Here is a 13,091-nt window from a genome sequence, read left to right as displayed (position 1 = left end):
GAGCGCGGTGCACATAAAGGGTTATTTTTAAAAACAGTCACCGTACGCCTATCTCGATGGGCCTATGATATAATAGTACTCATAATCTATAGTTAATATAGAAGGCTCTAGATAGTTAATATACAAACTTCTCAAGTAAAAAAACAACTTTTTCTGCTTGCTCATAGCTGGAAAAATAGGTCAGATATAACTTTGGAAAAAGAGGTAGGAAAAATGAATATTGCCCAAATAGAAAATAACATTCAAGAAATGATTAATTCTTATACCGAGGAATCATTTATTTATGACTTACTCCTTTGCTACGGTGTTCCAAAAGCTTCTATAACTAGACTTCAAAAAGGCAATTTGAATCTTTCTAAAAAAGCACGAGAAATAGCTTGGAAAAAGAAACTTTTGTTTAAGGTAATCAGTAATCATGAAGACCTACATGAAATCATCGATACTTTAAGAAATGATTCTAAGGCACTAAATCATGACCCTAGATTTGTTATAGTGACAGATTACAAGACTTTGTTAGCTGTTGATACCAAAACAAAGGACACACTTGATATTGAAATCAAAGACGTTATTAAGCATTTCGACTTTTTTTTGCCATGGGCAGGAATGGAAAAAGCCCAACAACAAAATGAAAATCCTGCTGATGTAAAAGCAGCAGAGCGTATGGCCAAGTTGTATGATGAAATAAAAAAAGACAACCCGATGAAGACGGATAAAGAAATTCATAATCTGAATGTTTTCTTAGCTCGCTTATTATTTTGCTTTTTTGCAGAGGACACTGGAATTTTTAAAGATGGACTTTTTACCAAATCAATAGCATCACATACCCAGACTGATGGTAGTGATTTCAACTCCTACCTTAATAATTTATTCAATGTTCTAAACACTAATGAAAAAGAAAGAAGTAATCATCCTGGCTATTTAAATGATTTTCCATATGTAAATGGTGGATTATTTAGTGATAAATATGAAGATTTAGTTTTCTCTAGACGTTCACGTCAAGCTATTATTGAGAGTGGCGAGTTGGACTGGTCCGCAATAAATCCAGATATTTTTGGTTCAATGATACAGGCTGTAATTACTCCAGAACACCGAAGTGGTTTGGGTATGCATTATACTTCCGTGCCAAATATACAGAAAATCATTAAGCCTTTATTTTTAGATAACCTTTATGAGGAGTTTTATAGAATTAAAGAGAGCTCTTCTAAACTTAAAAATTTGCAAAAACGTTTAACTAAAATTAAAATGTTCGATCCTGCATGTGGTTCTGGTAATTTTCTAATTATTGCTTTTAAGGAACTCCGTAAATTGGAGATGGAAATATTTAAACAGTTGAATAAAATCACAATTCAACAAGCCTTTTACTATCCAGAGATTAGCCTTTCACAAATTTTCGGGATTGAATTGGATGATTTTGCTCATGAAATAGCAATTCTTTCTCTGTGGTTAGCCGACCACCAGATGAACGTTGAATTCTTTAAAGAATTTGGTCGAACAAAACCTACTTTACCTCTACAAAAATCCGGAAAAATTATACATGGGAACGCTACCCGTCTTAATTGGGAGGATGTATGTCCTAAAGAAGAAGGCAGTGAGATTTATATTTTGGGGAATCCACCGTATTTAGGAGCTAAAAGACAGGATAATATACAGAAGGCGGATATGGCTTATGTTTTTGAAGGTATTAAAGATTATAAGAATTTAGATTATATTGCTTGTTGGTTCTATATTGGTTCCAAATATATAAAAGGTACAAATGCAGAATTAGCTTTTGTTTCGACGAATTCAATTACCCAAGGTGACCAAATCGCATTACTCTGGCCTCATATCTTCAAAAACCAGGTGGAAATAGGATTCGCTTATAAATCCTTCAAATGGTCAAACAATGCTAAAGGTAAAGCTGCGGTAATATGCGTGATAGTTTCATTAAGGAATATTCAGTCAAAAACAAAATATCTATTTTCTGAATTTAAACAAGAAGCTACAAATATTGGTCCATACTTGAATAACGGCCCTACAATTATAGTATATAAAAGAACTCGCCCTATTTCATCAATCCCTGAGATGGAATATGGAAATATGCCATTAGAAGGTGGTTTTTTAAAACTTTCACCCGACGAAAAAAATAAAATAATGAATGATTCAAAAGAGGTAGAATCATTTATTAGACCTCTTATAGGAGGGGAAGAATTTCTTAAAGATATTTCCAGATACTGTTTATGGATTGAAAACAATCAACTAGTTGAAGCATTAAAAATTAATGAGATCAGAGATAGGATTAATGGAGTAGAAGATTTTAGAAAAGATGGTGGGGAAGTAGCTCGAACTTTAGTTTCACGTTCTCATCAATTCAGATATAGAAAGGAAGCTAAAGAGCATTTTATCTTAGTACCATGTACAACCTCTGAAAGAAGAAATTTTATGCAATGCGGCTTCTTTGATTCAAACTATATATCGTTGAATTCAGCGCAAGTCATCTATGATAGTGATCCCTATATTTTCGGTGTGATTTCATCAACGTTACATATGGTGTGGATTAGAGCCGTTGCTGGAAGGTTGAAGTCTGATTACCGTTATTCTAACGCATTATGCTACAATACCTTTCCTATGCCGACACTTACAGATTCACAAAAAGAACATATTCGTTCTGCAGTATTTAGAATTCTCGAAGAAAGAGAGAAGCACTCTGAAAAGACAATTGGGCAATTATATGATCCTGAAAAAATGCCAAAAGGATTGCTTGAAGCTCATCATCAGTTAGATTCAACCTTAGAGCGTTACTATCGTTCCAAGCCATTTGAATCCGATGAAGAGCGCTCAGATTATTTGTTTGAATTGTATGAAAAAATGATTAAAGCGGAAAAGAGGAATTAAATTGCCTAATATAGTAGAGGTTGCTTATGCCCAAACTGGAAAAAGTTCAAAAATCAATAACTTGGGCATGCGGGATATGCAGGAGCGTGCTTACGGGCACAGATATGCCCAATACTTACTTCTTAAAGCACCACCCGCATCAGGGAAATCCCGTGCTTTAATGTTTATAGCGTTAGATAAGCTCATTAACCAAGGGCTAAAAAAGGTTATTGTTGCTGTTCCTGAAAAGTCTATTGGAGGTTCATTCAGTCAAACTAATCTCAAGAAATTTGGTTTTTATGCTGATTGGGAACCTAATCCAAGTTACAATCTTTGCATACCTGGTGGAGAAAGAGGTAAAGTGCAGGTATTCAAAAACTTTTTAGATAACGAAGAGCAGATTATAATATGTACTCACGCAACTCTTCGCTTTGCATTTGAAGAATTAGATGAGACGAAATTTGACAATGTACTTTTGGCTATTGACGAATTTCACCACGTTTCTGCTGAAGGGGATAATAAATTAGGCGAACTACTTCGTTCTGTTATGCAAAAGTCAAATGTACATATTGTTGCTATGACGGGCTCCTATTTTCGGGGTGACAGTGCACCTGTTCTAGTCCCGGAAGATGAGGCGAGATTCACCAAGGTTACCTACAACTATTATGAACAGTTAAATGGATATACTTATCTAAAATCCTTGGGAATAGGATACCACTTTTATCAGGGGCGTTATACCTCTGCCATAGTAGAGGTGCTGGACACGGATAAAAAAACTATTCTTCATATTCCTAGCGTAAATTCTGGTGAGTCTACTAAGGATAAACACCAAGAGGTTGATTTCATTTTAGATGCTATAGGGGATGTCACTCATCAGGATGAGGATACAGGGGTGTTGTTTGTTAAGCGTCGTATTGATGGAAAGATACTTAAAATTGCAGATCTAGTCGATGATCGTCCTAAAGAAAGAGATCGCATAGTGGGTTATTTGAGAAACATAAAGTCACCTGATGAATTGGACTTAATTATTGCATTGGGTATGGCAAAGGAAGGGTTTGATTGGCCATTCTGTGAGCATGCCTTGACTGTAGGTTACAGAGGGTCTTTAACAGAGATCATTCAGATTATAGGAAGGTGTACTAGAGATAGTAGCAATAAAATACATGCTCAGTTTACTAACTTAATAGCTCAACCGGATGCTGCTGATGATTTGGTAAAGCTTTCAGTCAATAATATGCTGAAGGCTATTACGGCATCTCTATTAATGGAGCAAGTGCTTGCACCAAACTTCAAGTTTAAAACTAAATTATCGGATGACGATAAAGCTAAACCAGGAGAAATAAAAATACGTGGATTAAAAGAGCCAAGTTCAAAGCGAGTTAAAGAAATCATTGAATCAGACCTTAACGACCTTAAGGCGACGATTCTTCAGGATGACACCATGCTTAAAGCGATGCCTGGCAATGTTGACCCAGAAGTAATCAATAAGGTGCTAATTCCTAAAATAATCCAAATTAAATATCCAGAGTTATCTGAGTCAGAAGTAGAAGAGGTACGTCAACATGTCGTTGTAGATTCAGTTGTTAAGAATGGAGAAATCAAAGAAACAGGAGACAAGCGATTTATTAGAATGGCAGGTCAATTTGTAAATATTGACGACTTGCACATTGATTTAATTGATCGTGTAAACCCATTTCAAAAAGCCTTTGAGATACTATCAAAATCTGTAACAGTGCAGGTATTAAAAGTAATACAAGAAACCATCGAGGCTACACGAATTCAAATGACGGAGGAAGAGGCAATATTGCTTTGGCCCAAAATTAAAGAGTACGTTGAGACAAAAGGCGTTCAACCCAATATTCATTCTTCAGATGCATTAGAAAAAAGAATGGCTGAAGCCATAATCTTTCTAAAAGAGCAGAAAAGGAAAATGAAGCAAAATGGATGAAAACAAAAAAAAGCTGCTTGATATTTTTGAAGATGATGATTTTGGTTTACTTGATGTGAAGGCAAAGGCGACGGTTATAAATGAGGATGATCGCTTAGTAGCTTCTTTTCAGGAAGTTTTAGATTTCTATAAACAGAACAATCGAGAACCTACTTTAGGAAGCAGTATAAAAGAAGCATCGCTTTACTACAGGTTAAGTGGTATCCGCGAAAATGAAACAAAACGAAATACATTAACTGAGCATGATGCTTTTAATCTTTTGGAAATAATAAAAGAACAAGATTCAGTAGTTGAGTTCCAAAATCCAGTTCAAATAGTAAAAGAAATAAAATCTGTAATTGATGTTTTAAATGATGATACTTTTGGGATTTTAAATTACGGAGCTGAGGGGATTTTCAATTTGGAACATGTCCCCAAGGAAACAACAATGCCCGATTATGTTGCCAGCAGAAAGCCTTGTAAAAATTTTGATCAATATGAACATTTGTTTAATCAATGCCAATTAGAGATGGCATCAGGCAAGCGAAAGCTATTGCCTTTTAAAAATGAACAACAAATAGAAAAAGGCTCTTATTATGTGCTCAAAGGTGTGCTTCTGTATGTAGCCGATGTTGGCAAGAAACAGATGGAAAAGGGTAAAGTTAATGCTCGCCTCCATTGCATTTTTGAAAATGGAACTGAATCGGATATGTTACTACGATCATTATCTGCTGAGTTGTATAAACACGGTAGGCGCGTTACAACACATGACGATAAACTTCTTAATGCTTTTCATAATGTTTCAGAAGAAGATGAAGAGACCGGGTATATTTATATCCTAAAATCCGAAAGTGATAACTCTGAAATTATATTGATTGATAATCTGTATAAAATTGGTTATTCAAAGATAAAAGTGGAAGAAAGAGTAAAAAACGCTGAGCAAGAACCGACATATCTTATGGCACCAGTATCAATTGTTTCAGTTTATCAATGTTACAATATGAATCCTCAAAAGTTAGAGCAACTTTTGCATAATTTTTTTGGTAGTTGCTGTTTAAATATTGATGTTTTTGATAAAAAGGGGAACAGACATACACCAAGAGAATGGTTTATTGCTCCACTTTCGATTATTGAGGAAGCAATTGAACTTATTCTTAGTGGAGGAATTGTAAAGTACAAATATGACTTTGTTACACAAATGATAGTCAGAAGAAAATAGAATATCACTTTTGGAACTAAGGGTTAATCATTTGATTAGCCCTATTGCTAATTCATTAGAATGAAAATGTTTTAATAAATGTTCTTATGAAAAAAATAAACATATATCATTATTTTGATTACTCTGGTAATTTGACTACAGTTGAGAAGGAGGAGTGGCTACAATTGAATCGAACTATCTAAGCTTCGATAATACTCTAATATCTTAGTTACACATGGCAGAGAAATGTTGAATTAAATTACATCTAAACCTCAAATACTACGTTATGCCCTATTCCTATTTGTGAATAGGGTTATTTGGTATTCCCCCCCTTTCCAAATTTCAATTATATAAAATGGAGGCTTACTATGGAAAAGCAATATCAGCAAAAGGTAATTAATTTCCTCAAAACATCTTTTGATCCTGAGGGTACTAATCACCTTTTAGCAGTAGCTGCAATAGAACAGGAAAGAGTAGAGCATTCTCAATCTACTATTATCAAATTAAGGGTAGCTTTAACCTACCAAGAAGATCAATCTATTAACCCATATTTTGACGGAACCGATATGTATGTCTTATTGAACCCGACCGAAATTCAATTCACCCGAGAGGAAGAGTGGGCAGATGGACCTCCAATAATGGAGGGGAGCCCGATTGAACTAGCGCTAGGCTGGGTCTCTCAATTGAATGTACCATTCTATGTTTCTACAGAAGCACATAAAGCAGCACAAAAGGAAGGGGGTGAAATCTAATGCAGAAAAGTACGAATTACGAATCACTCGTAAGAGAGTGAGGATATGCTGGTTAACCGTATCGAGACCTGCTCAGAGACCATAGACGCTGTGCTACAGATGCTCTTCAAAAAGGACGGTCCGATTCATCTCCTGACCGTCCATGAAGTCGTTGTCGCCATGCACGAAATCCAAGTCAAGTTGGAACGCGAGCTGCTACTTGTTCGAATAGAAAAAAGGCTCACAGCCCGATACTTAGACTGTAAACCCTCCTGAACTCCACTCGCTACAGATTGTACTTCTTCTGCTCCCATTCAAAGACTGATCTCAACAGACCTAGAGCCATCGACTGATCTTCCGCAGAGCGCTCCAACAGCATCTCCACAACCTGGCTCAAAGCGTCCTTACCCTCCATCGGATCAAGGTATCGAAAGAACTCTTCTAACGAGACACCTAACCCACCAACAATCTTCTGCAACGTCTCGATCGTTAGATTCTTCTCCCCGCGCTCCACCTGACCCACATAATTCGTATGTAAACCGGATAACTCGGCTAACTGCTCCTGGGATAAACCCTTATCCTTTCGCAGCCAACGTATCCTATCTCCGACTCTCTTCACCACATCAGACACAAATACCACCTCAAGAAAATCTTACCTGAGGGGCTTCTTAGACTTAACACACTATAAATGTTATTTGACTTAAATATAACATCCATAGATAATAAATATGGTACAAATTACATCTTTTAGTGTGGGTACATTGCCCTAACTATATTTTAAAGTATTACCGGATCATGTTTTATATTATTTTATACTACTTTATCAGACCTAACGGAGGAATCTATCAATGCAAATGAAAAACCGAATCATCATCACTCTTACCGTCGCTACAATGCTACTCACACAAGCTGGAACCGCTCTTGCAGACAGCACAATCAACGTGTATCTGAAAGGAAAACTACAAACCTTCGAACAATCGGCAATCATCAAGGACGGATCAACATTGGTTCCTATGCGGGCCATTTTCGAGGCACTAGGTGCAACGGTCAAGTGGGATGGCAAGCAGCAAATCATCGACGCTACAAAAGGTGACAAAGTCATCCGCTTGCAGATTGGTTGGAAAGGAGCTTGGATCGGGGAAACCAAAGTGGCATTGGACGCTGCTCCACAAATCATAAATGGCAGTACAATGGTGCCGCTACGCTTCATCGGTGAAGCCCTTGGTGAGAAGGTCGAATGGGATAGCACTTCTCGTTCCGTCCTCATTTCAACTGACAAATCCCAGCTTCCGAAAGCGGATAGCGGCGTGTATAAAGGATATGCCACTGTCATGCGGGATGCAATAAAGAGCGAAACGTCTACAGGTCTCAAGATGCCAGACGCTACCTATAAGGTTCTGGAGAGTAACAGTGACGTGTTCTTCGCGACTAATCGGGACAAATTCTCTCTCTACGACAAAGCTAAACAGGTAAGTACTGCTGAACTATCAAAAAATCCAGCCCAGTACAGCTCCACAATTACTGAGGTTAGTCGAATCCGAATCTTTGACGTACAGGAATTGACCGCAAAAAATGGACAGATCACGACTATGGCCTATGGAGAGAGTGAAAGCGGTGGCCTGTTCTTCCAGATTTTCTACGCAGGTTCTAAGAAGCTGGCTAAAGAAGATGTCATCGAAATGGTCGGGATCTCCGCAGGCAAGTCGCAAGTCAGTGTGGTCAATGGTCTAGGCGTTCAGTACGATGCCCCTGTGACAGTTTTTGTAGCTGGTAACATCTTTACTGCGCTAGAAGAGTATCAGTTGCAGGCAGAACGCGGCAAAGGTGAGGCCATCGAGTTCGACGATGAGGCACAGGCGCGTCTGGATAAAGGAACAGTGACGAGTTACACAGGCGAGATGGGGCTTGTGCAGGCTGCTGAGGACGGTATGCTTAGCGAAGTACAGCGTCTAGTCGGGACAAACCATGTCGATGCTAACGCCCTACCCCAAAACCGGACACCGCTGATGGCAGCAGCAATTAAAGGGAACGATGAAATCATCACGTATCTGCTGTCCCAGGGAGCCGACCCAAATTTAGGATATTCCATTACATCACCACTCAGTTCAGCAGCATACAGCGGAAAAGTTTCAACAGTGAAGCTGCTGCTTCAAGCAGGTGCAGTTCCAAATGACTTTGCCCTAAGTACGGCAAAGGACAAAGGATATGCTGACATCCTAACACTTCTGGAAGCAGCTACGAAGTAACGAATCTTTTTAAATTACAAATCCCCATGTCGCTTCTAAGAGGACATGGGGAATCAATAAATAATAGATAGTAGAATGGAGGCGTATCACTTGGCAATTCTTTTTTTTGACATGCTGAGAAACAAGATAGACATGACAAAAGCGGAAGCAGCGGTGAAAAGAGCAGAGAAACAAGACAACAAGCGATTTCGTCAGGATCAGACGTTCTCAGATCGGCAAGTCACGATCAGCACTAAGGCGGAGCTGGAGGATGCTGTAAGTAAGAGATACGGTACCATCATCGTTGTAGGAGAGCTGGCAGAAAACGTGGGCAGAGCCTACAAGGTTAAAAACAAGCTGGAGTTGCTGGAGAAGACACCTTCCGTTCAGCTACAAGCAGGTTTCCTAGGTATCACGGAAACGGTCATCATCACAGCTATTGTAGCGCTGACGGTTGTTCTTGTTGTGGCAATGTTAAAGAATTACAGCATAGATACAGACATCGAGATGAGCGATGCAAACCCCAAAATCAAATTAAGGATGAACAAGTAAATCCTTTTTCAGAAAACCCCGAATTCTTTAGGTCGGGGTTTTCTCTTCCCTCAGATAACAATTTTAATATGTATATATACTTGTGCACCCTTTGTGAAATAACCGTATTCTACGGGGTATTTTTGGATAAGAACTTTAATGGATAAGACGCTTCAGCTTGTTGTCCCAACCCTTACATAAAGCTATAATCAGGTTATCAACAAGAGCATTGGAGGCTTCATATATGACTAAAAAAGAAGAGACAAAAGTGGAACGATTCAATCTGCCATGGGTAGTGAAACAAGTCGAGGGCTTCGAGGAAAAAACAGTACGCAGCATATTCAGCAAGATTCTTAGCCTACTTGGTGAACAAGAAGAGGACCTAAGAGACAGTCGAGGACAGGTATGGTTCGATAAGGAACTGGCTGAATTCATAGTCTGGACGATTCGCCATATCGATAGTCCGTTCTTACAAAAGACGCTCAAACAGTCTGGTAACATTACGGTAGAGGAATCACTTGAATTTCAAAATGAGCTTCTTTCCTACATCGATACAATCGAAGAGCCTGCGAAGTCAAAGTTCAAAGCTATTGCCAATGAGCTTGCCTTGGAGCAATCCCAGGCTCTGTTCGAGAAGACGCTGGAGAATGTAAAGGAGTTGGTAGACTTATACCAACAAATCCCTGCCAAAGACCGAATCGAACTACTCGAAAGGCTCAACCCCGCCATGGGACAATGGAAGGAAGAGCTAAAGAAACGAATTGATAACAAATAGAATATGCAAGGTGCTCGAAGCCGCTGCGAATACGCACGGCTTTTTTTCGTTGTCAAGGAAAAGTTGGCATTGACATCTGGGTCTTGGACCAAACACCAGGATGTTACGATAAATTCAGAAAGCAACCCAATACAAAGCAAGCACAAAAGTACCTGTCAAGGAAAATTTTCAGATTGTGTTTGGGAGGCTGAGGCTATTGCAACAGGCTAGAATCGTAAGTGTAACAAACATCAAAGCAAGATCACACGAGGAGGAAAAACAAAATGCCAACGACAGAAATCAACATTCAGGACCGCGATCCCCAAAGCCCTTATGAGAAAGCCTTCTTTAGGAAGCAAATCGAGTTGGGCAATGTCCAAGCGATAGGTTGCTGTTTCCTTAAGGGTTACAGCGAAAAGGTTCGAGAGAAAAAATATCTTGCACCTCATTTGATTGATTCCGAAAACCAGGTAATTGACTATCTCACTGAGATGGAGCTCCTAAATGCCCACCAAGATGGAAAGGCATGCCTAATCGCTGAACTGACCAACAAAGTTGAAGGCAACTGTATCGACGGTAGTTTTTTTGAGATAACGCTTGCCCGTGATAAAGATAAGTCTAATGAGCAACGTGAGGAATTAGAACTTTACAAGCCATTGTACGTCGCAATCCGCGAGGAAGGGATCAAAGGAGCAGCTCGCATGATTAGTGATAAGATGGCGAACCAAAGATATGCTTTCAAAATTGATTATGATAGCGAGATGGGCGGAAATACAGAGCTGATTATGCTTTTCTTCGAACTTGTCTTTAAAGTTTCTGGGGATTTGGTCGAGAATAAGGAATCTATCTGTCAAGCCGTTCAAAGTAACTTTAATGTTGTTAAATGTCTGGAGGGCAACGATGAGCTACGGTTTACCATTGAAGGCATTCACGGAGAAGGACCGTGTGTTTACACCATAGGGAGTATTATCTCAGTCGCCTCTGACAAATTCGGTCCGGAAATAGATAGCAGAATGGCAGCAATCGGTCTGACCGATTATAAGGTCATTTTCACGGTCAATCGATGGATTTAATATTCCATTCGGCATTGAGCCTCAAGTAGCGTAAGTACCGTAAATGTAGCAACTATCAAATCAAGATTACACGAGGAGGACTAACAAAATGAACAATGTAGAAAATGCGACTGCAGACTCAATACTCAATGAGGTTCTTGAAGAGAGCCCCTACGGTAAGCAGAATTTCAGACCGGTACAGAGCAAACAACATGGTACCAGGGCTTCTGGGGAGCCATGTGTGTTGACAGTCGTGAATACGAAGAGCAGCGGCAAGCGCATTACCTTATCAGGTAATTTGATCGAGAAAACCGGCTCTTCTACAGCTATACAAATTGCCGTGAATGATGAAGGAATTGCTATTGGAGGGGAACTTCCTGATAACGATACCTACTTCACCTTGCGGAAGATTGGAAGAAAAGGTGTGGTTTACTCCACTGAGCTGGTAGATGAAATTACAGCGCTTTTCGAACTCGATTTTAGTGAAAGAAGCAGCATCTCATTTTACGATGTGTCCTACCTTAGCGTGGAAGATACTGAAGTTGCCTTTGTACCGCTTAAGAAATAAGAAAACAGCTTGTCAAGGAAAAGATTCAGCGTGTAATCGGGAGGCTGGATATAACGGTACACGCTAGAATCAAACTTGTAAGGATGATCAACGCAAGAGCAACATTCAATTTACATTACCATAAAAAGGAGAATGAAACCATGAAACATCACTTACTGGAAATGTCGTTAACCCAATGGTTATTGAAACTGAAGGATGAAAAAAAGATTGTAAAGGAGCTCAATGCCATCCTAGAGGAAGAAGGCTGTAAAGTCGAATTTTTTAATCTTAGTTTGGATCGTATTAAGGAAGGCAACCAAGTTCTAATGCTTCCTTGCTATTCCTTCCAACTGAGTTGGCAGGATACCCATAGATTGCTTGATTATTACGACAAAAACCTTGTAGATGTCTTTGGAAAAGATCTAAGTATCATGCCAGATAAAGATGCGGTTCAGTTCTTTAATGCTTGCAAGGGGAATTTATACGTCGATAGCTTCCAAGCACTTAAAGCGACAATTGAAAAATCCGCTTTCTGGTCCCGCACAGTTCTGCGTCCGCTGGGCCTTGCTGACATACCAATAACATGTCAAATTGTTCAGGTGAATTCCCCTAATGTACAACCGCAAATAGCGTCAGTACAGTCAACAGTGAATTACGCTACAACCTTAATGATGCTTCTTGCGAAAGATAAAATTCAAAATCAAAAAGGAGAGATACATTCATGAGTCAAAACCCTTATACAAATGATGATACGATCATTCAAATTCCCGAGATAGTACGAGCCTATGTGGATGAAGGCAAAGAAAAAGGCCAAATCCTTGATGCTGTTAGAAAGGATTTTAAAACTTCCTTTGGTAATGGACAGCGCTCTGCCATCAACTTCAAGGTTGCCGTTTTCACACCAGATGGTGATGCTGTTGAATTGTTCTTTGCACCGACACTGAGTCAGCATCCTAAAAGTAAGTTCGCTCAAACGCTAGCCAGTTTTGGCGTCGTGCCAAAAGCTAACGACAAGCTGGACCTGAAAGCATTCCGAGGTCTGCCAGTCATTGTCGAAATTAAGCACAATGAGAAAGACGGCATCGTCTATTGCAACATCGACAAGATGGTGCGCGATGAATCAGAAGAAGAAGTCGAAGTGGATTTCTTTGTACGTGAGCAATCGGCCGAAGAAAGGGAATCGGTAGAGCGGCTATTCGATGAGGACGAAGCTGAGTAAGACAACAAAGTATGTCCCCTGCGATCCTTTTCAGGGCACTGTACTTCCAACCGAGAG

12 protein-coding genes are annotated in these 13,091 nt (G+C 39.4%); 11 read left to right on the top strand and 1 reads right to left on the bottom strand.

Annotation, left to right across the window (positions count from 1 at the left end; all coding sequences use genetic code 11):
* Positions 1 to 213: 213 nt before the first annotated feature.
* The 4 genes from MKZ16_RS32300 (at position 214) to MKZ16_RS32285 (ending at position 6,727) form a co-directional block, all read left to right on the top strand.
* Positions 214 to 2,871 carry a DNA methyltransferase gene (locus MKZ16_RS32300; protein ID WP_076105173.1) on the top strand — a complete coding sequence of 886 codons (2,658 nt, stop codon included), beginning with the start codon at positions 214 to 216 and terminating at the stop codon, positions 2,869 to 2,871.
* A gap of 1 nt (position 2,872) precedes the next feature.
* On the top strand, positions 2,873 to 4,798 hold the full coding sequence (locus MKZ16_RS32295) for a DEAD/DEAH box helicase (protein ID WP_076105172.1): 1,926 nt from the start codon (positions 2,873 to 2,875) through the stop codon (positions 4,796 to 4,798).
* A complete protein-coding gene (locus MKZ16_RS32290) occupies positions 4,791 to 5,996 on the top strand; it encodes a GIY-YIG nuclease family protein (protein WP_076105171.1) in 1,206 nt (401 codons plus the stop codon). Before MKZ16_RS32295 ends, MKZ16_RS32290 begins: the two co-directional genes overlap by 8 nt.
* A 347-nt stretch (positions 5,997 to 6,343) precedes the next feature.
* Complete coding sequence (locus tag MKZ16_RS32285; protein WP_076105170.1) at positions 6,344 to 6,727, top strand: hypothetical protein; 384 nt, start codon at positions 6,344 to 6,346, stop codon at positions 6,725 to 6,727.
* A gap of 265 nt (positions 6,728 to 6,992) precedes the next feature.
* Here the strand turns inward: MKZ16_RS32285 and MKZ16_RS32280 are convergent, their stop codons facing one another.
* Complete coding sequence (locus MKZ16_RS32280) at positions 6,993 to 7,337, bottom strand: helix-turn-helix transcriptional regulator (RefSeq protein ID WP_076105168.1); 345 nt, start codon at positions 7,335 to 7,337, stop codon at positions 6,993 to 6,995.
* Between the two features lie 217 nt (positions 7,338 to 7,554).
* Between MKZ16_RS32280 and MKZ16_RS32275 the strand changes: the two genes are divergently transcribed.
* The 7 genes from MKZ16_RS32275 to MKZ16_RS32245 all read left to right on the top strand — a co-directional run bounded on the left by MKZ16_RS32275 (position 7,555) and on the right by MKZ16_RS32245 (position 13,034).
* Positions 7,555 to 8,952 carry a stalk domain-containing protein gene (locus MKZ16_RS32275; RefSeq protein ID WP_076105167.1) on the top strand — a complete coding sequence of 466 codons (1,398 nt, stop codon included), beginning with the start codon at positions 7,555 to 7,557 and terminating at the stop codon, positions 8,950 to 8,952.
* 111 nt (positions 8,953 to 9,063) lie between these two features.
* Positions 9,064 to 9,483, top strand: coding sequence for a hypothetical protein (locus MKZ16_RS32270; RefSeq protein WP_143759055.1), 420 nt, complete (start codon positions 9,064 to 9,066; stop codon positions 9,481 to 9,483).
* A 223-nt stretch (positions 9,484 to 9,706) separates the two neighbouring features.
* Entirely contained in the window at positions 9,707 to 10,237 is a 531-nt protein-coding gene (locus tag MKZ16_RS32265) for a hypothetical protein (protein ID WP_076105165.1), read from the top strand.
* A gap of 263 nt (positions 10,238 to 10,500) precedes the next feature.
* Positions 10,501 to 11,289 carry a hypothetical protein gene (locus tag MKZ16_RS32260; protein ID WP_076105164.1) on the top strand — a complete coding sequence of 263 codons (789 nt, stop codon included), beginning with the start codon at positions 10,501 to 10,503 and terminating at the stop codon, positions 11,287 to 11,289.
* 88 nt (positions 11,290 to 11,377) lie between these two features.
* On the top strand, positions 11,378 to 11,836 hold the full coding sequence (locus MKZ16_RS32255) for a hypothetical protein (RefSeq protein WP_076105163.1): 459 nt from the start codon (positions 11,378 to 11,380) through the stop codon (positions 11,834 to 11,836).
* A 140-nt stretch (positions 11,837 to 11,976) separates the two neighbouring features.
* Positions 11,977 to 12,540 carry a hypothetical protein gene (locus tag MKZ16_RS32250; protein ID WP_076105162.1) on the top strand — a complete coding sequence of 188 codons (564 nt, stop codon included), beginning with the start codon at positions 11,977 to 11,979 and terminating at the stop codon, positions 12,538 to 12,540.
* A complete protein-coding gene (locus tag MKZ16_RS32245; protein ID WP_076105161.1) occupies positions 12,537 to 13,034 on the top strand; it encodes a hypothetical protein in 498 nt (165 codons plus the stop codon). The genes MKZ16_RS32250 and MKZ16_RS32245 overlap by 4 nt, the downstream gene beginning before the upstream one ends.
* The last annotated feature ends 57 nt before the right edge of the window (positions 13,035 to 13,091 follow it).

Source organism: Paenibacillus sp. FSL R5-0928, assembly GCF_037970385.1.
GTDB lineage: Bacteria > Bacillota > Bacilli > Paenibacillales > Paenibacillaceae > Paenibacillus_AQ > Paenibacillus_AQ odorifer.
Note: the sequence above shows the minus strand (reverse complement) of the source record. Positions and strands in the feature narration are given on the sequence as shown.